Below are 21,722 nucleotides of genomic sequence, written 5' to 3' on the forward strand. Positions count from 1 at the left end.
CGTCGGCGCGCGCCGCCGGGACCGGCGCGCACCCTCCCACGGTAGCGGCGGCCCGCCGGACCGGGCGTGCCGCGCGCGGCTCCCGGCGCCCGCCCCCGCGTCCGGTACCGTGATCGAGACCATCACGCGAGGAGGGCGACGGGCGTGCACCTGAAGAGCCTGACCCTCAAGGGGTTCAAGTCGTTCGCGCAGCCGACCACGTTCCAGTTCGAGACCGGGGTGACCTGCGTCGTCGGGCCGAACGGATCCGGCAAGTCGAACGTCGTCGACGCCCTCGCCTGGGTCATGGGCGAGCAGGGCGCCAAGACGCTCCGCGGCGGCAAGATGGAGGACGTCATCTTCGCGGGCACCTCGACGCGCGGGCCGCTCGGCCGGGCGGAGGTCACGCTCACCATCGACAACGCCGACGGCGCGCTGCCCATCGACTACACCGAGGTCGCGATCCGCCGCACGCTGTTCCGGAACGGCGGCAGCGAGTACGCGATCAACGGCACGTCCTGCCGGCTGCTCGACGTGCAGGAGCTCCTCAGCGACTCGGGGCTCGGCCGCGAGATGCACGTCATCGTCGGCCAGGGACGGCTCGACAACGTGCTGCGCGCGACGCCGGAGGAGCGACGCGGCTTCATCGAGGAGGCCGCGGGGATCCTCAAGCACCGCCGTCGCAAGGAGCGCACCCTCCGGAAGCTCGAGGGGATGCAGGCGAACCTCACGCGGCTGAACGACCTGGCCGGGGAGATCCGTCGCCAGCTGAAGCCGCTCGGGCGGCAGGCGGAGGTCGCGCGGCAGGCGCAGACCGTGGCTGCCGTGGTGCGCGACGCCCGCGCGCGGCTCGTGGCCGACGAGGTCGTGACCCTCCGGCGCGCGCTCGCGGAGCACACGCGCACCGAGGAGGAGCGCACCACCGAGCGCATGGTGCTGCAGGAGAAGCTCGACCGGGCCGTCATCCGCTCGGAGCGCATCGTCGAGGAGCAGGAGGGCGACGAGGTCGACGGCGCCCGCCGCACGGCCTTCGCGCTCGAGCAGGTGCAGGAGCGGCTGCGGAACCTGCTGTCCCTCGCGCAGCAGCGGCTCGCGCTCCTCGGATCCGCCGACGACGCCCCCGAGACCGCAGCAGGCACGAGCCCCGCGCACGTGCAGGAGTCCCGCGACGAGGCGGCCAGGCTGGTCGCGCTGATCGGCGAGGCGGAGGCGGGCTGGGCGTCCGCGCGGCAGGCGACCGCGGCGGCTCGGCAGGCGCTCGATGCGCTCGACGAGGAGATCCAGGCCCAGAGCGCGCTCGTCTCGCGGCATGACCTCGAGATCGCGGGGCTCACGGGCCGCGCCGAGACCGCGGGATCCCGGCTGGCGGCGGTCCGCGGCGAGGTGCTCCGCCAGCAGAACGCGCTGGATGCGGCACGGGCCCGCCTCGAGACGGCAGAGGCGGAGCGGGAGCGCGGCGAGGCGGAGGGCGAGGCCGACGAGCAGGGCGGATCCGAGCTGACGCGCGCCTACGAGGACGCGCAGGCCGACGTCGCGAGCGAGGAGTCGGCGATCGAGGCCGTGCGCGAGGAGCTGCACGCGAAGGAGCGGGAGCGCGACGCCCTGGCCGCGCGCGAGCAGGCCCTCGCGAGCGCGCTCGACCAGCGCGACGGATCCAGCGACCTCGTCGCCGCGGACCTCCCCGGCATCCGCGGCCTCCTCGCCGAGCACGTGCACGTGCAGCCGGGCTACGAGGCGGCCGTCGCGGCCGCGCTCGGCTCGCTCGCGGACGCCGTGCTCGCCGAGACGCACGAGGACGCCGTCGCGGCGCTCCGGCGTGCGGTCCAGGACGACCTGGGTCGCGTCGAGGTCGTCGTCGCCGGGCCAGGCGACGGGCAGCCCGCCGAGGCGCCGAGCGCCGGCCCCGTCGCCGCGGCCTCCGTGGTCGACGCACCGGCCGGCGTGCGGCGGATCCTCGCGGACGTCGTGTTCGTCGACGGCCTCGCGGAGGCGGTCGCCCTCCTCGACGGACCGGACGCTCCCGTCACGGCGATCACCCGGGCGGGGGAGGTCGTGTCGGCGCACGTGCTGCGCGGCGGATCCGGTGCCACCCGCTCCAAGCTCGAGCTCGTCGCCGCGCGCGAGGCCGCCGCGACGACGCTGACCGGCGTCCGCGCCCGCATCGACGACCTCCAGGTGGATCTCGCGGCCGGCCGGGAGCGCCTGCGCGCCGCCCGCGAGCGCGCGTCCGCCGCGCTCGGCGGGCTCCGCGAGGCCGACGCGCGCCTGGCTGCCCACGCCGAGCGCCTCAGCCGCTCGCGCGCCCAGGCGGAGTCCGCGGCCGCCGAGCTCGCCCGCGTGCAGCGCGGCCTGGATCTCGCGAGCGCCTCCGTGGACGAGGCCGTCGCCGCGAACGACGCCGCCCGTCGTGCGCTCGACGAGGCGCGGTCCCGCCCGCGGCCCGTCCTCGATGCGAGCGGCCGCGACGCGCTCGTCGCCGAGTGGGAGGCGGCGCGCGAGGCCGAGATCGAGGCCCGGCTGCAGGTCGAGACCGCCCGCGAGCGCGTCCGGGCGGAGCAGGAGCGCACGGTCGCGCTCGAGCGCCGCCTCGCCGCGGAGCGCGCCGCGGCCGAGGAGGCCGCCCGTCGTCAGGTGATCCGTCGCCGCCAGATCGCCCGCGCCGCGTCCGTCGCCGATGCCCTCCCCGCCGTGGTGCGCGCGGCCGACCGCAGCACCGCCGAGGCGCGCCTCGTGCTGGCCCGCGCCGAGGAGGCCAGGGCCGGCCGCAACGCCGAGCTGGTGGCGCTCCGCCGGGAGGAGGCGGAGCTGCGCACGCGCCTGCACGGCATCACCGAGGACGTGCACGGCCTCGAGCTGCAGATCTACGAGAAGCGCCTGCAGGTCTCCCAGCTGCTCGAGCGCGCCGCGAGCGAGCTCGGCCTGGGGGAGGAGGTGCTCGTCGCCGAGTACGGACCCGACGTGCCGATCCCCGAGGAGGCGCCGCTGCCGCCGCGTCAGCGCCCGCGGGCCGACGCCGTGGACCCGGACGCTCCCGACGACACGGCCGACCGCGTGGACCCGGACGCCGGCGCGCGCCCGTCCGACGCGGACGCGGACGCGGATCCCGACGGGCGCGCACCCGCGGACGCGGGCACGTCGGATGACGCCGACGCCGCCGCCGCTGACGACGCCCCGCCCGTCCCCACCCGCCCCTTCGACCGCGAGGAGCAGCGGGCCCGGCTCCAGGTCGCCGAGCGGAAGCTCGCCCAGCTCGGCCGCGTCAACCCGCTCGCCCTCGAGGAGTTCGCCGCGCTCGAGCAGCGCCACCTCTTCCTCACCGAGCAGCTGGCCGACCTCACGGCCACCCGCAAGGACCTGCTCACGATCATCGACGACATCGACCGCACCATGCAGGGCGTGTTCGCCGCCGCGTTCGAGGACACGCGGGCGGCGTTCGACCGCGTCTTCCCGATCCTCTTCCCGGGCGGCACCGGCAGCATCCACCTCACGGATCCCGAGCAGCTGCTCACGACGGGCATCGAGGTGAGCGTGCGCCCCGCCGGCAAGAGGATCGAGCGCCTGTCGCTGCTGTCCGGCGGGGAGCGCTCGCTCGCCGCCGTCGCCCTCCTCATCGCGATCTTCACCGCCCGGCCGAGCCCGTTCTACATCATGGACGAGGTCGAGGCGGCCCTCGACGACGCCAACCTCGGCCGCCTGCTCACGATCCTCGAGCAGCTCAGGGACACGTCGCAGCTCATCGTCATCACCCACCAGAAGCGCACGATGGAGATCGCCGACGCGCTCTACGGCGTCTCGATGCGGCAGGACGGCGTGAGCGCGGTCGTCGGCCAGCGCGTGAGCCGCGACGCCCGACCGGAGGCCGGTCCCGCTGCCGACCCGTCGCCCGACAGCGCGCCCGAGCCCGCCCGCGAGGAGCAGGCCGCCTCCTGACCCGCGGCTACGCTGGGCACATGGCAGCCCGCACCCCCTGGTCCCTCTCCGGCGCGCTCCGCGGGATGTTCGCGAAGCCGACGATCGACGAGACGACGTGGGACGACCTGGAGACCGCGCTCATCACCGCGGACTTCGGCCCCGACGTCACCGAGGCCACCATCGACGACCTCCGCCAGAAGGTCGAGCGCTACCGCACGACCGACCCCCGCGACCTCCAGCGCATGCTCCGCGAGAGCATCGAGGAGCGGCTCGCGAAGCACGACCCGACGCTGAAGCTCAGCGCCCGGCCGGCGGTGATCCTGGTGGTCGGCGTCAACGGCGTCGGCAAGACCACCACCATCGGCAAGTTCGCCAAGTTCCTCCGCAACTACGGCCGCACGGTCGTGGTGGGTGCGGCCGACACGTTCCGCGCGGCCGCCGTCGACCAGCTCGCGACCTGGGCCGAGCGCGCCGGGGCCGAGATCGTGCGCCCGCAGCAGCCGGGCCAGGATCCCGCGAGCGTCGCCTTCCAGACCGTCGAGCACGCGATGCGCACGGGCACGGAGATGGTCATCATCGACACCGCCGGTCGCCTGCACACGAAGGGCGGCCTCATGGACGAGCTGTCCAAGATCCGCCGCGTGGTCGAGAAGCAGTCGCCCATCGCCGAGGTGCTCCTCGTGCTCGACGCGACGACCGGCCAGAACGGGCTCGCCCAGGCGCAGGCGTTCATCGAGCACGGCGGCGTCACAGGCCTCGTCATCACCAAGCTCGACGGATCCGCCAAGGGCGGCTTCATCCTCAACGTCCAGGAGCGCACGGGCATCCCGATCAAGCTCATCGGCCAGGGCGAGGGCATCGGCGACCTGACGGGCTTCACGCCGCACGTCTTCGCGCAGAACCTGGTCGGCTGACCCGCCTCCCACCCGGGCGCTGGCCCGACCCCGCTCCGCCGCCGGTTAAGCTGGACCCACCATGGCTACCTTCGGAACTCTCTCGGACCGCCTCGCCGAGACCTTCAAGAACCTGCGCGGCAAGGGCAAGCTCAGCGCCGCCGACGTCGACGGCACCGTCCGCGAGATCCGCCGCGCGCTCCTCGAGGCCGACGTCGCGCTCGACGTCGTCAAGGCGTTCACCGCGTCCGTCCGCGAGCGCGCGCTCGGCGGCGAGGTCAGCCAGGCGCTGAACCCCGCCCAGCAGGTCGTGCAGATCGTCAACGAGGAGCTCGTCGGCATCCTCGGCGGCCAGCAGCGCCGCATCACCTTCGCCAAGAGGCCGCCGACGGTGATCATGCTCGCCGGCCTCCAGGGCGCGGGCAAGACGACCCTCGCGGGCAAGCTCGGTAAGTGGCTCGCGAAGGACGGCCACACGCCCATGCTCGTCGCGGCCGACCTCCAGCGCCCCAACGCCGTGCAGCAGCTGCAGGTCGTCGGCGAGCAGGCGGGCGTCCCCGTCTTCGCGCCCGAGCCCGGAAACGGCAGGGGCAACCCGGTGCGCGTCGCCAAGGACGCGATGAAGCACGCGGTCGACAAGCAGTACAGCGTCGTCATCATCGACACGGCCGGCCGCCTCGGCGTCGACCAGGAGCTGATGAAGCAGGCCGCGGACATCCGCAAGGCCACCGACCCCGACGAGGTCCTCTTCGTCATCGACGCCATGATCGGCCAGGACGCGGTCGCGACCGCCAAGGCGTTCCAGGACGGCGTCGACTTCACGGGCGTCGTGCTCTCCAAGCTCGACGGCGACGCCCGTGGTGGAGCGGCCCTCTCGGTCGCCTCCGTCACCGGCCGCCCGATCATGTTCGCCTCCACCGGCGAGGGCCTCGACGACTTCGAGCCCTTCCACCCGGACCGCATGGCGAGCCGCATCCTCGACCTCGGCGACATCCTCACCCTCATCGAGCAGGCCCAGCAGGCCTTCGACGAGGAGGAGGCGATGGAGGTCGCCCAGAAGCTCGCGAGCGACACCTTCACGCTCGACGACTTCCTCAAGCAGATGCAGCAGCTCCGCGGCAAGGGCTCCCTCAAGAAGATGATGGGGATGCTCCCCGGCATGGGCGCCATGAAGGACCAGCTGGAGAACTTCGACGAGAAGGAGATCGTCCGCACCGAGGCGATCATCCAGTCGATGACGAAGGCGGAGCGCCAGAACCCGAAGCTCCTCAACGGCTCGCGCCGCCTCCGCATCGCCCGCGGATCCGGCATGACCGTCACCGACGTCAACGGCCTCGTGCAGCGCTTCGAGCAGGCCTCGAAGATGATGCGCACGGTGGCGCGCGGCGGCATGCCGCAGATCCCCGGCATGGGCCCGATGCCCGGCGCGCACTCGAGCCGCAAGCCCGTGCAGCAGAAGAAGAAGGGCTCGAAGTCGGGCAACCCGGCCAAGCGCGCGCAGGAGAACGCGGCCCTCGCGTCCGGCCAGCGCATCGGCGGACCCACGGCTCCCGCGGGGTCCGGCTTCGGCCTGGCCGGGGCGGCGAAGGGCGGCGCGGCCGGCACCCCGAGCGAGGAGGAGCTCGCCTCGCTGCAGAAGTTCCTCGGGCGCTGACCCGGCGCACGACCCCAGGGCCCTCTCGCGCACGCGGGAGGGCCCTGGCCGTGTCCATGGACGGACAGTCCGCGACGTGCCAGCGTGGGGTGTGCACCGCGGCACCCCGTCGCGGTCCCGCGCGTCAGGAGCTCCCCGTGTTCGCACCCGTCACCGCGTTCAGCGGATTCAGCGTCGACGACGTCCGCGCCGCCCTCGCCTTCTACCGCGGCACCCTCGGCCTCGAGGTGGAGGAGGTGCCGGAGATGGGCATGCTGCGGCTCGTGCTCCCCGGTTCCGGCGCGCGTGTGCTCGTCTACCCGAAGCCCGGCCACGAGCCCGCGACCTTCACGGTCCTCAACCTCCAGGTCGACGACGTCGAGCACGCGGTCGTGGAGCTGAACGCGCGCGGCGTCGAGACGGCGATCTTCGCGGGGCTCCCCACGGACGCCCGCGGGATCATGCGCGGCAACGGCCCGGACATCGCCTGGTTCCGGGACCCGGCGGGCAACGTCCTGTCGGTCGTCGCGGGGTGACGCCCGCGCGTCAGACGGAGCAGCGCCCGGAGTCCACGGGCGTGGATGCGCCGGCCTGCTGCAGCACGGGCGCGATCTCGCCGAGGGTCATCGCGTAGCCCGTCTGCGAGTCCACCGTCGAGGTCGCGAACACCAGGCCGACCACGCGTCCCCGCTGGTCGAACAGCGCACCGCCCGAGTCGCCGGGACGCACCGTGCCGCGCACGGAGTAGACCTGGCGCGTGACGGGTTGCTCGTGCTGGATGTCGGTGCCGAGCGCCTCGACGACCTCGCGGATGCGCGCCCCGGTGGCCTGGTACGGCCCGCCGCCCGGGTACCCGGCGACCACGGCCTCGTCGGAGGCGGCGAGCTCGCCGCCGAGCGCGAGCGGCGCCGCGATGAGCCCGGGCACGGCGAGGATCGCGACGTCGCGCGCGGGGTCGAAGACCACGAGCTCGGCCTTCAGCAGCTCGCCCGTCCCGCCCTGCTGCACGTAGACCTCGTCGGATCCCGTCACGACATGCGCGTTGGTCACGACGCGGTCGCCCTGCACGACCCAGCCGCTGCCGGAGGAGGAGGTGCCGCAGGCGGGCGCGGACGACAGGATCTTCACCACGCTCGACGCGGAGCGGCGCACGGCCTCCGGGACGTCCGCGTCGGGCGCGGCCGTGTCGGCGATCGCGCCCTCGCCGTTCGCGAACACGCGCGGGTAGCCGACGTCGTGGAGCGCGTCGTCGAGGGCGGAGAGCGCGGTGCTGCTCGAGATCGGGCTGACCCGGTCGAGGGTCTGCAGGATGCGGGACGACGACGCCAGCTGCACCGCGGGGATCACGCCGCTGGAGCCCAGGAAGCCGCCGATGAACCAGACCGAGACGGCCCAGGCGGCGAGCCCGGCGACGGCGCCGATCCCGCGGTCGAGCCCCTGCGCGGCACCGCGCGGGCGGAGCAGTCGCGTGAGGACGCTGGCGACCTGCGCGAGGATCCCGCTCACGAGCGAGGTGGTGACGAGCATGAGCACCGCGGCCGCGAGGGTGCGCGTGATCCCGGTGGCCACGCCGAACTGGTCGAGGAGCGCGAGGAACGCCGGCGTGATCCACAGCGCGAGCAGGACGCCCAGCACGATGCCCGCGAGCCCGGCGACGGTCACGATGGCTCCGCGACGCCATCCGGCGAGGGCCGCGAGCACGGCGACGACGAGGATGACGATGTCGACGGCGGGGCTCACCAGCACAGTCTGCCCCGCGTCACCGACCCAATCCTGAGCGCAGCTCCTCGACGAGGTGCCTGACCACGGGGGCGAGCGCGCCGTCGTTGTGCTCGGCGACCCGCAGCTGCCGCTGGTAGCTGGCGCCGCGGTCGACGATCTCGAGGATGCCGCGGAGCTCGGCCTCGCAGCCGAGCGCATCGGCGGTGGGGGACAGGCGCTCCACGAGCTCCCGGGTGTCGTCGCCCACGAGCGCCTCCTCGCCGGCGGCGTCCTGGATGATGATGGCGTCCATCCCGTAGCGGGCCGCGCGCCACTTGTTCTCGCGCACGAACCACGGCTGCATCCGCGGCAGCTCCTCGCCGCGGTCGAGCGCGGCCGACATGTCGTGCACCAGGCACTGCACGAGCGCCCCCAGCGACGCGATCTCCCGGAGCGTCGAGACGCCGTCGAACACGCGCGTCTCGAGGGTGCCCCACTTGGGCGCCGGACGGATGTCCCAGCGCAGCTCGCTGTGGTGGTCGATGACGCCGACGTGCGTCATGTCGCCGACGAGCCGCTCGTAGTCGGCCCAGGTCGTGAGGTCGGGCGGGAGCCCCGCCGTCGGCAGCTGCTGGAACATGAGCGCCCGGTTCGACGCGTAGCCCGTCTCCTGCCCGGACCAGAAGGGGCTGGACGCGCTGAGGGCCTGGAACCGGGGGAGGTGCACGAGGAGCGCGTTGAGGATCGGCAGCGCCTTGGACGCGTCGTCGATGCCGACGTGCACGTGCACGCCCCAGATCATCATCTGCCGCCCCCACCACCTGGTGCGGTCGAGCAGCGTCGCGTAGCGCTCGTTGTCGGGCGTCACGTCCTGGTCGGGCCACACGCTGAAGGGGTGCGTGCCCGCGCACATGAGGTCGATGCCGAGCGGATCCGCGACGTCCACGACCCGCTCGATGAGCCGCGCGAGGTCGTCCACGGCGTGCCCGACGCGGGCGTGCGGCGCGCTGACGACCTCGACCGTGTTGGTGAGGAACTCCCCGGTCACGTGCGGGTGCGCGTCGTCGTGCGGGAAGGAGCGGAGGATCTCGGGCGCGACGCCGGCGAGCTCGCCCGAGCCCCGGTCGACGCACGCGAGCTCCCACTCGATGCCCACGCGGGACGGGGGCTGCCGGGCGAAGTCGATCTGCATGCGGGTCCTGCCGTCCACGGTGTCTCGGGGCGCATGCGCCGGGTGTCGTCCGATCATGCCACGCACCCCGTGGGGCGGCCGGGCGACGACGCCGTTCGGCGCGCCGACGGAGGGGTCCCGGCCGGGCCCTGCGTCTGCCATAATGATCTGTCGAGTCCGCGATCGTCCGACCCTCTAATCAGGCGCCGCGAGACCCCATCGAACCAATGCCGAGTGTGCCCCCACGCTCACGGCCGTCAGTTCACCCCACACAAAAGAAATTCAGGAGAATTGTGGCTGTCAAGATCCGTCTGAAGCGCCTGGGCAAGATCCGCGCGCCGTACTACCGCATCGTCGTCGCCGACTCGCGCACCAAGCGCGACGGCCGCGTCATCGAGGAGATCGGCAAGTACCACCCCACCGAGGAGCCCTCGTTCATCGAGGTCCAGTCGGAGCGGGCGCAGTACTGGCTCTCCGTGGGCGCACAGCCCACCGAGCAGGTCGAGGCCCTCCTCAAGCTCACGGGCGACTGGGGTCGCTTCAAGGGCGACAAGGACGCGGTCTCCACCGTCCGCACCCGCGAGGCGAAGCCCGCCTACGTCGCGGACGAGAAGAAGAAGCCGGTCCTCAAGCCGAAGACCGAGAAGGCCGCACCCGCGCCCGAGGCCGCCGCGCCCGAGGCCGAGTCGACCGAGGAGCAGGCCTAGCCCATGCTCGCTCCCGCGCTCGCTCATCTGGTCAAGGGCATCGTCGAGCACCCGGACGACGTCTCCGTGACGAGCAAGGGATCCCCCCGCGGCGAGGTCCTCGAGGTGCGCGTGCACCCCGAGGACCTCGGCCGGGTCATCGGCCGAGCGGGTCGCACCGCGAAGGCCCTCCGGACGCTCGTCTCGGCTCTCGCCGACGGCCAGCGCGTCCGCGTCGATGTGGTGGACACCGATTCCTGAGGACATCGCCCGTGACCCCGCGGCGTTCCGCGTTGGCCGGCTGACCAAGGCGCACGGGCTCAAGGGCGCCGTGAAGCTCGAGCTGTTCACGGACGACCCCGACAAGCGCTTCACGCCCGGAGCCGAGTTCTCGCTCCAGGTCCCCGAGTCGTCCCCCTGGCACGGCCGGTCCCTCACGCTCACCGAGCTCCGCTGGTACAACAGCCACCCCGTGGGCTTCTTCGAGGGCGTCGCCGATCGCACCGCGGCCGAGTCGCTCGCCAAGGCCATCCTCTGGATGACGCCGCCGGCCGACGAGCCCGCCGAGCCCGACGCCTGGTACGACCACCAGCTCGTGGGCCTGAAGGTCCTCCGCGACGGCGTCGAGGTCGGCACCGTCGCGCTCGTCGACCACTTCCCGGCGCAGGACCTGCTGCACGTCGACACCCCATCGGGCACAGTCCTCGTCCCCTTCGTCCAGGCCATCGTCCCGTCGGTCGATGTGGAGGCCGGCACGCTCGTCGTCACGCCGCCCCTCGGGCTCTTCGAGGAGGTCCCGGACGAGAAGCCGACGCCCGTGGACGCCGAGACGGCGGATGCCGAGCCCGCGGACGCCCCCGAGGGCGACGACGCCCGCTGACATGCGGATCGACATCGTCTCGATCTTCCCGGAGTTCTTCGGGGTGCTCGACATCTCCCTCCTCGGACGTGCGCGGCAGTCCGGTCTCATCGACCTCCGCGTGCACGACCTGCGCGCCTTTACGCACGACCGCCACCGCACCGTCGACGACACCCCCTACGGTGGTGGAGCCGGCATGGTCATGCGCCCCGAGCCCTGGGGCGAGGCCATGGACGAGGTGCTCGCCGACGACACGGATCCGGTCGTCGTCTTCCCGTCGCCCGCCGGCGAGGTCTTCACGCAGGCCATGGCGCAGGAGCTCTCCGCGGAACCGCACCTCGCGTTCGGCTGCGGCCGCTACGAGGGCATCGACCAGCGCGTCGTCGACCACACGGCCACGCGCGCCCGGGTGCGCCTGGTGAGCCTCGGCGACTACGTGCTGAACGGCGGCGAGGTCGCCGTCATGGCCATGATCGAGGCCATCGGCCGGCTCGTCCCCGGCGTCGTGGGCAACCCCGCGAGCCTCGTGGAGGAGAGCCACTCCGACGGCCTGCTCGAGCACCCGAGCTACACGAAGCCGCCCGAGTGGCGGGGGCTCGCCGTGCCCGACGTGCTGCGCAGCGGCAACCACGGCGCCATCGCGGCGTGGCGTCGCGAGCAGCAGCTCGAGCGCACGCGCCGGGTCCGCCCGGACCTGCTCCCGGACTGACCCGCGCCGCAGCCGCTCCCGCTAGGAGCGCGCGGTGAGGATGAGCGGACCGGCCTCCGTGATGGCGACCGTGTGCTCCATGTGCGCGCCGCGCGAGCCGTCGGCGCTCCGGAGCGTCCAGCCGTCCTTGTCCGTGTAGATCTCGTCGGTGCTCTGCAGGAACCACGGCTCGATCGCGATGACGAGTCCGGGTCGCAGCGGGACGCCGCGGTTCGGACGACCCTGGTTGGCGATGTGCGGGTCGCCGTGCATCGTGCGCCCGACGCCGTGCCCGCCGAAGTCGGTGTTGACCGAGTACCCGGCCTCCGTCGCGACGGCGCCGATGGCGGCCGAGATGTCGCCGGTGCGTCCGCCCGGCTGCGCCGCGCGGATCCCGGCCTCGAGCGCGGCGGTCGTCACCTCGATGAGGCGGACGTCCTCCGCGCGCGGCGTCCCGACGATGACGCTCACGGCCGAGTCGCTGACCCAGCCGTCGACGCTGGCGGCGAAGTCGAGGCTCAGGAGGTCGCCGTCCTGCAGCCGGTAGTCGTGGGGGAGCCCGTGCAGCACGCCGTCGTTGACGGACGTGCAGAGCACCTTGCCGAAGGGCATGGCGCCGAAGGACGGGTGGTAGTCGATGTAGCAGGACTCCGCGCCGCGCTGGCGGATCATCCGGTGCGCCTCACGGTCGAGGTCGAGGAGGTTCACGCCGACGTCGGCCTTCGCGGCGAGGGCGGTGAGCACGGAGGCCACGAACTCCCCGGCGGGTCGCATCTGGTCCATCTCGGCGGGCGTTCGCAGTTCCATCACGCGGAGGATCCTACGGGAGCCGGGCTACGACGCCCCTGTGGCGCCCAGGATCAGCTCGTACCATCGACCCATGCAGCAGTCCCCGCTCCTCGGCCTCCGCCGCGTGCTCTACCGCTGGCAGTTCGCCGCGGTGGTCGTGCTGCCCGCCTGGCTCCTGGTGGGCTGGGCGGCGTTCGGTTCCGGCGGATGGGAGCTCCTCCTCGTGATGCTCGCGGCGGGCGCCCTCGGGATCGCCCTGATCCTCGGCCTCGGCCTCGGCCTGGCCCGGCGCTCCGTCCGCACGGCCCGGGCCGTCTCGCCGACGGACGCGGTCGCGATGGGCGTGCTGACCCTCGCCGTCGTCGGCACGGGCACCTACTCCGTCGTGAGCACCTGGTGCGCCGTCGTCGCGGCCCTCGCCGCGGTCGCGCTCGTCGCGCTGGGCATCCGGCAGCTCGTCGCGGAGGCGCGGCAGCGCATGCAGGAGGTCATCGCGGTCATCGAGCGCGACGCCCAGCCGCGTCCCCCCGAGTGGAAGCCAGCCGAGGGGCCCGGCGCGGGACGCACCATCCGGCTCGACTGATCCGTCGTCCGCGGGCTCCGCGCTTTGCGCTCGACGCGCCCGAGGTGACACAATGGGCGATCGTGCCTGCCGTCGACCCTGCCACGGGGGAGTCGGCCACTCATGCGGGCCGTTCCCCTTCCAGACATTGATGCGCAGTCGACCCGTGGCGGTTGCAGAGAGCGGTACACCATGCACATCCTCGATTCCGTCGACAAGGCGTCGCTGCGGTCGGACATCCCCGACTTCCGCGCCGGCGACACGGTCAAGGTCCACGTCAACATCGTCGAGGGCAGCCGCTCGCGCATCCAGGTGTTCCAGGGCATCGTCATCGGCCGCCAGGGCGAGGGCGTCCGCGAGACGTTCTGCGTCCGCAAGGTCAGCTTCCAGGTCGGCGTCGAGCGCACCTTCCCGGTGCACTCCCCGGTCATCGACCACATCGAGGTCGTGACGCGCGGCGACGTGCGTCGCGCCAAGCTGTACTTCCTGCGCGATCTGCGCGGCAAGAAGGCGAAGATCAAGGAGAAGCGCTCCTAGAGCGTCCACACCTGTCATCCCACCGAGCTCCCGGCATCTACACTTGCCGGGAGCTCAGGCGGTTAAATGACAGACAGCACGGCGCCCATGGAGACCAGATCCTCGGGCAGGCACAGCGACAAGGGGTCGCGTGGATGGAAGACGTTCCTCCGGGACGTCCTCGTCATCTTCGTGGTGGCCCTCCTCGTATCGATCCTGATCAAGGCGTTCCTGATCCGGTCGTTCTACATCCCGTCGTCCTCCATGGAGGACACGCTGCAGATCGACGACCGCATCGTGGTCAACCAGCTCACACCGCGGTTCGTGCCGCTCGAGCGCGGTGACGTGGTCGTCTTCCGCGATCCCGGGGGCTGGCTCACGCCGTCGCCCGAGGTCGACAAGCCGCCGCTCGCCGCCGCGGTCGACTGGGCCCTCACCACGGTCGGGTTGTCCGCGTCGGACAGCAACGACCACCTCATCAAGCGACTCATCGGGCTGCCGGGCGATCACGTCGTCTGCTGCAACTCGCTCGGTCAGATGAGCGTGAACGACGTGCCGCTGGACGAGCCGTACCTCAAGCTCGTCCCCGGCGACACGCGGGCGTCGGACGATCCCTTCGACATCACCGTCCCCGCCGACTCGCTGTGGGTCATGGGCGACAACCGGGGCAACTCCGCCGACTCCCGGTACAACGTCGACGGGCCCACGCACGGATTCGTGCCCATCGACCACGTCGTCGGGCGCGCGTTCGTCATCACCTGGCCCATCGACCGCTGGTCGATCCTCAGCGACCACCCCGAGACGTTCGGCGACGTGCCCGACCCGGTCCCCGCGGGCTGATGCCCGTCGCGGATCCCACGCTCGAGCTGGAGCACGAGCTCCTCCGCGCGGGTGCGAGGTTCGTGATCGGCTGCGACGAGGTGGGCCGCGGTGCCCTCGCGGGACCCGTCGCCGTCGGCATGGCCGTCGTGGGGCCGGACGCCGTGGGATTCCCACCCGGCCTCCGCGACTCGAAGATGCTCAGTGAGAAGCGCCGCGAGGCGCTGCACCCGGTCGTCGCCGGGTGGGTCCGGCACTCCGCCATCGGCATGGCCTCCGCGGCCGAGGTCGACGAGCTCGGCATCACCGCGTGCCTCGGCCTCGCCGGACGTCGCGCGCTCGTCGAGCTGCACCAGGCCGGCGTCCCGCTGCTCGCCAGCGTCGTCCTGCTGGATGGCGCGCACGACTGGCTCACGCCGCACCTCGCCCACCCCGTGCCCGTGCGCCTGCGCGTCAAGGCCGACCGCGACTGCGCCTCGGTGGCCGCCGCGTCCGTGCTCGCCAAGGTGGAGCGCGACCGGATGATGGCCGTCTGGCACGAGGACCTGCCCGAGTACGGGTGGGCGGGCAACAAGGGCTACGGCAGCGCCGCGCACCTCGATGCCATCCGGGCGCGCGGCGCCTCGCCCCTCCATCGGCGCACGTGGCTCTCCGGCGTGCTCGGCGACGCGACGGCCTGACGCCACGGGAGGGGCACCTCGGGCCGGCCCGTCGACGGAGGGCGGCCGCCTCGCGGGCGGTTAGGATCGACGGACCATGGATGACGACGAGTTCGAGGACTACGACCGCGAGGTGGAGCTGGCGCTCTACCGGGAGTACCGGGACATCGTGTCCCAGTTCAAGTACGTGGTCGAGACCGAGCGGCGGTTCTACCTCGCCAACGAGGTCGAGCTCGTGCGGCGCGACACGGAGCACGACTTCTACTTCGAGCTCACCATGAGCGATGTGTGGGTCTGGGACGTCTACCGCTCCGACCGGTTCGTGAAGTCCGTGCGTGTGCTCACCTTCAAGGACGTCAACGTCGAGGAGCTGTCGGCGAAGGAGTTCGAGCTCCCGAAGGAGCTCGCGATCGACGAGTAGGGCGCGCCGCTCCCTCTCCAGGGGCGTGATCCGCTCGCCGGGCACGGTCTCGATCCGGGCCCCCGCGGTGTGCGCGCGCATCGCGCATCCTCGTCGAGGAGGTGCGCATGACACGCGAGCAGGACCTGGGACGACGTGGCGAGGATCTCGCCGTACGACATCCGGTCGAGCGCGGCTACGCGCTCGTCGAGCGCGACGGGCCGTGCCGCGAGGGCGAGGTCGCCCTCGTGATGGCGCACGCGGTCACCACCGTGCTCGTGGAGGTCACGACGCGCGCGGGGCTCGGCTACGGGAATCCCCTCGAAGCGGTCACGCGGACCACGGCCGCGCGTGTGCGGGTGCTCGCGGACCTCCGGTGCCAGGCGCATCCGGAGCGACTCGGACCCGTGCGGATCGACGTGGTGGGAGTCGTCTGGCCCCGGGGCGGGCGACCATCGGTCGACGTCGTGCGGTGCGCCTGCTGATGACCGTCGGGCGCACGCTCGCCGAGGCCCTCTCCGGCGTCGATGGAGCGCTCGTCACCGCGAGAGCACGCTGTACACGTAGACGAGCGACGTGGTCGTCGTCTCGCCGCGCAACACCACCAGCTGCTCCCTGTGGCGCAACGTCGTCACGTCGGTTGCGCCCAGCTGCCGGAGAACGCTCTCCCCTTCCTCCGTGCTGAGCGTCTGCCCTGGCTGGGGCGCCGGATAGGACGCTCCGTCGCCGAGGCTGGCGCCGTCACCGACGTTGCGGAGTTCGAGGACTCCGCTGATGATCTCGGGGCTGCCCAGCAACCCGTGAGACAGGGTCGCAGAGGACTGCAGGACCTTCGCCGAGGCTCCGTCCCACCGGAGCCCGGCAACCAGCTCGAGCGTCTCGACCGGGACGTCGTGGCATCTGTCGGTGATCGAGTTGCAGATGCCGTACATCGTCGTCCGGGCGACGACGTGCTTCACTCCGTAGACGCCGAGAAGCACCGCCGCTGTCGTCAGCGCTGTCACGCCGATCGTCCAGGCCCGCTTGTGCATGATCACCCCTGTCGCTTCCGTCACCCTTCCACACCCTCCGGCGCGACCGCATCGGTCGCGAGACGGACGACCCGTTCGGCGTCCCGAGCTGGGGACGCCGAACGGGTTCGGGTCAGACCAGCAGGTAGGTCTTGTACTGCTGCAGGAAGTCCTTCGCGAACTGCCCGGCTTCCTCCGACGAGTACATGTACGGGCTCTGCGCGTACTTCAAGTACAGGGCAGTCCTGAACGTGTCGTAGGTCGATCCGAGTGCCGGGAGGAGCGCTTGGGTCAGTATCCGGACAGCGGTGATGTCGCTGCCTTCGAAGCGCTGCAGGAGGAAGTCTTCCAAGCGGGTCCGGTAGCCGCCGCCGACGCCATAGAAGTCGCGGATGACGGCGTTGGCCGGGCCCCCGTGGTTCCGGAGGGTCTCCGCGATGAGCCATCCGTCGATGTCCTCGAAGAAGTCGTCCGGGCCGAAGCCGCTCGATGCTGTGAGGAACAGGTTCTCCTTCGTGTACTGGTCGATGTCCTGTCGGCCTGCCGCGACCCAGGTGCCGACGAACTGGATGAAATCACCTGCCCAGCCGCCGCCCTCGCCGATGTCGACGGCTAGGAAATCGTTCATGGGGTTCTGGAGGAGCGAGTCGACCGCTGCTGCGAAGTGCGTCGGGTCCATCTGGATGTCGCGGGGGCTCGGTTCGGTGTAGTTCTGCGGCCGCTGAAGACCGGTCTCGTCGACGAACGAGATGAACCCGAGGTCGAGCCGGCCGGCGATCACGGCCCACTCGGCAGCGTCGATGCCGTTGTTGTCGCCGACGCCCGAGCCGTAGTTCGGGTATCGCATGTACTGGAGAACGAGACGGTCAGGCGTGGTCGTGGCGTTCCCGGAGTCATACCAGGTCTGCGCGTACGCCTGCAGGGCGTCGATGTACGCGAAGAACTGCGCCAGTGGGTTCCCCGAGGTGTTGACGGCGCTGATTCCGATGTCCCGTCCAGAGACGACGTTCTTGTCGATCTCGACTGCGCCGGAGCCAGAACCGATGGTGAGGGTCTGGATCTGGTTGAAGGCCCAGTTGCTCGGAAGCGGAAACCCGAGGTTGCCGCTGAAGCCGGTCGACAGTCCCGCGATGTACGACGTCCGCGCGAGCCCGGCGGCGCTGACGATCGAGCAAGTGTTGCGGGAACCGTAGATGCCGACTCCGTACGCGCCCCCGAGGTCGTTCATCTTCGTGTTGAGAGCGGCGAAGTACGGCATGACGGCGCTTCGGACCTGGTCTTCGACCACGTCGACGTCAACCGCGAAGTAGATCGTCGTGCCGGCCGGGATGCCGTAGGTCACAGCGGCGTCGTAGGCCCGCTGGGCATCCTCCGTGCCCTGCGCCGCGGTGAACCACGAGGCCTCGTAACCGCCTTCTTCGAAGATGGGGAACAAACGGAGGCCAGCACCGAAGATGACCTCGAGTTCACCCGGCTTGATCCTCTTGTCGAGGAAGTTCGTCGCCTGCTCGTTGGTGAGGTACCGGCCGACGACGGTGTAGCCGGCTGCATTGAGGGACTGAGCCCGTGCGGGGGTGATCGTGGACGCCATGTCAGCGCCAGCACCGGGACGGTTCGGGTCACCCGTGCTGACGATGAGTTCCGCCCACGTCGGATAGTCGCCGATGCCGGTCTGGTCGGTGGCGGTGAAGCCTTCGAACTCCTGGTATCGCTTCACGACGACGCTGTCCGTCGCGGCGAAGGTGCTGTCGAAGAGCACGGGATAACCGTTGAAGGTGAGCGCAGCCTTGAACAGGGCGACCCATCGGCCAGCCGAGCCGACGCGGACGATGGAGGAGATGTTCGCCTTGAGCTGCGACCCTGTGCCTGGGCCGAAGGCGCCGTCTGCTGCGGTGTCTGTCTGACCGAGCTCGTACTGGATGCCGCGGACCAGGTTCTGCTGTGTGGAGCGGTCGAAGATGCCGCCGGTGGAGTTGTAGGAGAAGCCCGCGTGGCTGCCGTATGTGGCGTTGAGGTATTGCTGCGCGGCGCGGATGGCGTCGGACCCGCCGTCGATCTTCACCGCGGGGTCGGTGCTGAGAAGGGCGCGGAACGTCTTCGGGGTGAGGCCTGTGACACTGCTGCCGAGACCGAGGTCGGCGGACAGCTGCCTGACCGACGGGAGGGTGTCTGCCCATCTCCCGTCGAGGCTCGCTCCGGGGTAGCCCTTGCAGTACAGCGCGGCCTGCACGAGGGTGATCCACGTCGCACTGTCGGAATCAGTGACGTTGCCGTGCGCCTGGAGCTTGGTCCAGGTGGTCGGGCCGAACGACGGGACGACCGGGCTGATGCCGAGGAGGTCCTGGAGCCCCTCGATCAGGCCGTCGACGGTGCCGTGGCCGGTGCTGCCGTCCTCGGTCACCGTCGTCCAGCCCGATGCCGAGCCGAACGTCGTGTTGAGCCACTGCTGTGACGCGAGTACCCACTGATCTGCCATGAGACATGCCTCTCGTTAAGGATCGAGCTCCGTTGGCCGACGACCGTACGGTGTTGCGATCAACCCGTGCGCGAAGACAGGCACTACCGCAGTGACTGCCGATGGTCCTTCTGGTCCATGCGGCACCGATTGGTCGCCGTCACTGGTCGTCCACGTGCCGGTGCGCGAAGTCCCGGTTGGTCAGGAGTCCTGCGCTGATCCCCGACGCGGGCGTGCTCAGCAGGGCTGCGGCGTCGGCGCCGAGGTTGATCCACGCGGGAGGTGTTCGCGTGTGAGTCGTCAGGGAGTGACTCGTGGACGAGCGAGGCGAGGGTGGTGCGCGTCGGGAGGGCCGTCATCAGCACCTTGACCGCTGGCAGCCGACTGCCCTCGTGGAGCTGTGTTGCGGCTCCTGCCCTCTCGGTCGAGCCCGTGGCGTGGCGTGCCGCGCTGGGTCCCGTGCTCTCCCTCTGTCCGCATGAGCTTCCTGTGGGCCGAGCACGTCGCCGGGCTCTGCACCCCACGGTGCTGTCGGTCAGATGGGGGGGCATTCGGCTGGCTGTGCCCGAGTCGTCCACCCGCAGCGCGGTTCTTGTGCTCGAGACTGCGCTGCTCGTCGGGGCGACGACGCTGGCGGGCGTCAGCGGCGTCCTCGGGAGGGGGCGGTGCGTCTGCGGTGTCCCGATGGCGGCAGTTTCCCCCTCGAGCTGACGACGACCGACGTGTGGGTGTGGGACGTCTACCGCTCCGATCGCGTCGTGAAGTCGGTTCGGGTGCTCACCTTCACGGACGTCGACGTCGAGGAGCGGTCGGCGAAGGAGTTCGAGCTCCCCCAGGAGCTCGCGATCGACGAGCAGGGCGTCACCGTGCTCCCTCCCCAGACGCCCCGGCGCCGCGAAGCGCACGGTGTCGTCACGCGAGGCGATCCGCGCGTCCCGGGCGGCGCATCCTCCTCGCGGAGGTGCCCATGACACGCACGCAGGACCTGGGACGACGCGGCGAGGAGCTCGCCGCGCGGCATCTGACCGAGCGCGGCTACACCCTCGTGGAGCGCAACTGGCGGTGCCGCGAGGGCGAGATCGACCTCGTCATGACGCACGCGGGCACCACCGTGCTCGTGGAGGTGAAGACGCGCGCGGGCCTCGCGTACGGACACCCGCTGGAGGCGGTCACCCGGGCGAAGGCCGCCAGGCTGCGGGTGCTCGCGGGCTTGTGGTGCGAGGCGCACCCCGAGCGCCGCGGTCCTGTGCGGATCGACGTGGTGGGCGTGGTGTGGCCGCGTGGCGGCGTGCCCACGGTCGACGTGGTCCGGAGCGCGTGCTGATGGCCGTGGGTCGCACCCTCGCCGTCGCGCTCTCGGGCCTCGACGGCGCGCTCGTCGACGTCGAGGCCGACATCACGAGCCAGCTCCCCGGCTTCGTGCTCATCGGCCTTCCGGACGCCGCGCTCAGCCAGGCCCGCGAACGGGTGCGCGCCGCCACGGGCAACGCCGGATGCGAGTTCCCGGTCCGGCGGGTCACCGTCAACCTCTCGCCGGCGGTGCTGCCCAAGCACGGCTCCGGATTCGACCTCGCCATCGCCCTGGCGATCCTGGCGGCGGGCGGATCCGTATCGGCCGAATCCGTGGCCGGAACGGTGCACCTCGGCGAGCTGGGCCTCGACGGGCGCCTGCGGCCGACCCACGGCATCCTCCCGGCGGTGCTCGCGGCGCGGCGGGCGGGCGTCCGCCGCGTCATGGTGCCGCGTTGCCACGAGGACGAGGCGTCCCTGGTGCCGGACATGACCGTGATCGCGGTCGCCGGGCTCCGCGACGCGGCGATCCACCACGGCGCCGAACTCGAGTCGGGGCCCGAGGAGGGGCTCGGCACGATCAGCGCCGTCGCGAGGGGCGGCGCCGGTGGGGCGCTCCCGGGAGAGGAGGCGACGGATCCGTGCCTCGGGGACGTCGTCGGCAACGAGGAGGCCGTGGAGGCGCTCGTGGTCGCCGCCGCGGGCGGGCACCACATGTTCCTGCTCGGGCCGCCCGGCGCGGGGAAGACGATGCTCGCGCAACGGCTCCCCGGCCTCCTGCCCGACCTGGACGAGGAAGCGGCGCTGGAGGTCGGCTGCATCCGGTCGCTCTGCGGAGAGCGGCTGGGACCCGAGCTGCCCGTGCGGCCTCCGCTGGAGGCTCCGCACCACACGGCCAGCGCCGCGGGCATCGTCGGAGGTGGCAGCGGGCGCATCCGCCCCGGGGCGGCCGTGCGCGCCAGCGGGGGAGTGCTCTTCCTCGACGAGGCGCCGGAGTTCGCCAGCGCGGTGCTCGACTGCCTGCGGCAGCCCCTCGAGTCCGGCGTCATCAGCATCCATCGGGCGAACGGCGTCGCCCACTATCCCGGGCGCTTCCAGCTCGTGATGGCGGCGAACCCCTGCCCGTGCGGGTCCTACGGTGTGGCGGGGTCCGACTGCTCGTGCCCACCGCAGGCGCGCCGGCGCTACCTGGCACGCCTCTCCGGGCCCCTCATGGACCGCATGGACATCCGGCTCGGCGTCCGCAGGGTCACGACCGCCGTGCACCTGGCTGCGGACGATGCACCCCGCGTCACGACGTCGACGGCCCGCGTCCGCGTCGCGGCTGCTCGGGCTGCGGCCGCGGAGCGGTGGGCCATGACGCCGTGGCGCACCAACGCCCGCGTCTCGGGCACCTGGCTCCGGCGCGAGGCGCGTGTCGCCCGAGGGGCGACGGCGTCCCTGGACCGCGCGTTGGACCGTGGTCTCCTCACCATGCGCGGCTACGACCGGGTGCTGCGGATCGGGTGGACGCTGGCGGACCTGGAGGGCGCGTCCAGCCCCGACGCGGATCACCTGGGCCGCGCTCTCCTGCTGCGAGGTGCCTCGTGACGGCGCACGACGGGGACGCCGTCGTGGACGCTGCCTCGGGACCCGACGGCTCCGACCGTCCGTCGCCCTCTCCGTCCGCATGCCGCTCCCGGCCCGGTCGGGCACATGGG

The 21,722-nt window shown here is 72.0% G+C and carries 21 protein-coding genes and 1 pseudogene; 17 read left to right on the forward strand and 5 right to left on the reverse strand.

The annotated features are described in order from the left end of the window. The first annotated feature begins 144 nt into the window (after nucleotides 1-144). From ITJ40_RS06750 to ITJ40_RS06765, 4 genes are all read left to right on the forward strand, one after another. Nucleotides 145-3,909 carry an AAA family ATPase gene (locus ITJ40_RS06750; RefSeq protein WP_194666316.1) on the forward strand — a complete coding sequence of 1,255 codons (3,765 nt, stop codon included), beginning with the start codon at nucleotides 145-147 and terminating at the stop codon, nucleotides 3,907-3,909. A gap of 20 nt (nucleotides 3,910-3,929) precedes the next feature. Then, the gene (ftsY, locus tag ITJ40_RS06755; RefSeq protein ID WP_043587307.1) at nucleotides 3,930-4,805 is read left to right on the forward strand and encodes a signal recognition particle-docking protein FtsY; all 876 of its coding nucleotides are present in this window, start codon (nucleotides 3,930-3,932) and stop codon (nucleotides 4,803-4,805) included. A 61-nt stretch (nucleotides 4,806-4,866) separates the two neighbouring features. Next, nucleotides 4,867-6,438: a signal recognition particle protein gene (gene ffh / locus ITJ40_RS06760; RefSeq protein ID WP_194666317.1), complete on the forward strand. Its 1,572-nt coding sequence runs from the start codon at nucleotides 4,867-4,869 to the stop codon at nucleotides 6,436-6,438. 137 nt (nucleotides 6,439-6,575) lie between these two features. After that, the gene (locus tag ITJ40_RS06765; RefSeq protein ID WP_194666318.1) at nucleotides 6,576-6,953 is read left to right on the forward strand and encodes a VOC family protein; all 378 of its coding nucleotides are present in this window, start codon (nucleotides 6,576-6,578) and stop codon (nucleotides 6,951-6,953) included. Between the two features lie 10 nt (nucleotides 6,954-6,963). Here ITJ40_RS06765 and ITJ40_RS06770 read toward each other — a convergent pair whose 3' ends face one another. Continuing rightward, on the reverse strand, nucleotides 6,964-8,157 hold the full coding sequence (locus ITJ40_RS06770) for a MarP family serine protease (RefSeq protein WP_370532004.1): 1,194 nt from the start codon (nucleotides 8,155-8,157) through the stop codon (nucleotides 6,964-6,966). Between the two features lie 19 nt (nucleotides 8,158-8,176). After that, entirely contained in the window at nucleotides 8,177-9,310 is a 1,134-nt protein-coding gene (locus ITJ40_RS06775; protein WP_194666320.1) for a glutamate--cysteine ligase, read from the reverse strand. A gap of 272 nt (nucleotides 9,311-9,582) precedes the next feature. Between ITJ40_RS06775 and rpsP the strand changes: the two genes are divergently transcribed. The 4 genes from rpsP to trmD are packed head-to-tail and all read left to right on the forward strand — an operon-like array spanning nucleotide 9,583 to nucleotide 11,543. After that, a complete protein-coding gene (rpsP, locus tag ITJ40_RS06780; protein WP_015490055.1) occupies nucleotides 9,583-9,996 on the forward strand; it encodes a 30S ribosomal protein S16 in 414 nt (137 codons plus the stop codon). A gap of 3 nt (nucleotides 9,997-9,999) precedes the next feature. Next, complete coding sequence (locus ITJ40_RS06785) at nucleotides 10,000-10,236, forward strand: RNA-binding protein (protein WP_012038054.1); 237 nt, start codon at nucleotides 10,000-10,002, stop codon at nucleotides 10,234-10,236. Beyond that, nucleotides 10,214-10,855 carry a ribosome maturation factor RimM gene (gene rimM / locus ITJ40_RS06790; protein ID WP_194666321.1) on the forward strand — a complete coding sequence of 214 codons (642 nt, stop codon included), beginning with the start codon at nucleotides 10,214-10,216 and terminating at the stop codon, nucleotides 10,853-10,855. Before ITJ40_RS06785 ends, rimM begins: the two co-directional genes overlap by 23 nt. 1 nt (nucleotide 10,856) lies before the next feature. Continuing rightward, a complete protein-coding gene (gene trmD, locus ITJ40_RS06795; protein ID WP_194666322.1) occupies nucleotides 10,857-11,543 on the forward strand; it encodes a tRNA (guanosine(37)-N1)-methyltransferase TrmD in 687 nt (228 codons plus the stop codon). 21 nt (nucleotides 11,544-11,564) lie between these two features. Here trmD and map read toward each other — a convergent pair whose 3' ends face one another. Continuing rightward, nucleotides 11,565-12,332 (reverse strand): type I methionyl aminopeptidase, encoded by a 768-nt coding sequence (gene map / locus ITJ40_RS06800; protein WP_194666323.1) that lies wholly within the window; start codon nucleotides 12,330-12,332, stop codon nucleotides 11,565-11,567. 70 nt (nucleotides 12,333-12,402) lie between these two features. On the opposite strand from map, the gene ITJ40_RS06805 reads away from it, so the two are divergent. From ITJ40_RS06805 to ITJ40_RS06830, 6 genes are all read left to right on the forward strand, one after another. Next, the gene (locus ITJ40_RS06805) at nucleotides 12,403-12,894 is read left to right on the forward strand and encodes a hypothetical protein (protein ID WP_194666324.1); all 492 of its coding nucleotides are present in this window, start codon (nucleotides 12,403-12,405) and stop codon (nucleotides 12,892-12,894) included. 171 nt (nucleotides 12,895-13,065) lie between these two features. Beyond that, nucleotides 13,066-13,410, forward strand: coding sequence for a 50S ribosomal protein L19 (gene rplS / locus ITJ40_RS06810; protein WP_012298189.1), 345 nt, complete (start codon nucleotides 13,066-13,068; stop codon nucleotides 13,408-13,410). Nucleotides 13,411-13,476: 66 nt separating this feature from the next. After that, on the forward strand, nucleotides 13,477-14,229 hold the full coding sequence (gene lepB, locus ITJ40_RS06815; RefSeq protein ID WP_194666325.1) for a signal peptidase I: 753 nt from the start codon (nucleotides 13,477-13,479) through the stop codon (nucleotides 14,227-14,229). Next, entirely contained in the window at nucleotides 14,229-14,888 is a 660-nt protein-coding gene (locus ITJ40_RS06820; RefSeq protein WP_194666326.1) for a ribonuclease HII, read from the forward strand. Before lepB ends, ITJ40_RS06820 begins: the two co-directional genes overlap by 1 nt. 76 nt (nucleotides 14,889-14,964) lie before the next feature. Beyond that, complete coding sequence (locus ITJ40_RS06825) at nucleotides 14,965-15,288, forward strand: DUF2469 family protein (RefSeq protein WP_194666327.1); 324 nt, start codon at nucleotides 14,965-14,967, stop codon at nucleotides 15,286-15,288. Between the two features lie 107 nt (nucleotides 15,289-15,395). Then, complete coding sequence (locus ITJ40_RS06830) at nucleotides 15,396-15,752, forward strand: YraN family protein (RefSeq protein WP_194666328.1); 357 nt, start codon at nucleotides 15,396-15,398, stop codon at nucleotides 15,750-15,752. 54 nt (nucleotides 15,753-15,806) lie between these two features. Here ITJ40_RS06830 and ITJ40_RS06835 read toward each other — a convergent pair whose 3' ends face one another. Both ITJ40_RS06835 and ITJ40_RS06840 read right to left on the reverse strand, forming a co-directional pair. Then, on the reverse strand, nucleotides 15,807-16,304 hold the full coding sequence (locus ITJ40_RS06835; RefSeq protein WP_194666329.1) for a hypothetical protein: 498 nt from the start codon (nucleotides 16,302-16,304) through the stop codon (nucleotides 15,807-15,809). A gap of 106 nt (nucleotides 16,305-16,410) precedes the next feature. After that, a complete protein-coding gene (locus ITJ40_RS06840) occupies nucleotides 16,411-18,753 on the reverse strand; it encodes a glycoside hydrolase domain-containing protein (RefSeq protein WP_194666330.1) in 2,343 nt (780 codons plus the stop codon). 674 nt (nucleotides 18,754-19,427) lie between these two features. Here ITJ40_RS06840 and ITJ40_RS17425 point away from each other — a divergent pair. From ITJ40_RS17425 to ITJ40_RS06855, 3 genes and pseudogenes are all read left to right on the forward strand, one after another. Then, nucleotides 19,428-19,586 (forward strand): annotated as a pseudogene (locus ITJ40_RS17425) (DUF2469 family protein); the annotation flags it as partial. A 113-nt stretch (nucleotides 19,587-19,699) separates the two neighbouring features. After that, the gene (locus ITJ40_RS06850) at nucleotides 19,700-20,056 is read left to right on the forward strand and encodes a YraN family protein (RefSeq protein ID WP_194666332.1); all 357 of its coding nucleotides are present in this window, start codon (nucleotides 19,700-19,702) and stop codon (nucleotides 20,054-20,056) included. Further along, complete coding sequence (locus tag ITJ40_RS06855; protein WP_194666333.1) at nucleotides 20,056-21,612, forward strand: YifB family Mg chelatase-like AAA ATPase; 1,557 nt, start codon at nucleotides 20,056-20,058, stop codon at nucleotides 21,610-21,612. Before ITJ40_RS06850 ends, ITJ40_RS06855 begins: the two co-directional genes overlap by 1 nt. The last annotated feature ends 110 nt before the right edge of the window (nucleotides 21,613-21,722 follow it).

Source organism: Clavibacter sp. VKM Ac-2872 (assembly GCF_015351105.1).
Taxonomy (GTDB): Bacteria; Actinomycetota; Actinomycetes; order Actinomycetales; family Microbacteriaceae; genus Clavibacter.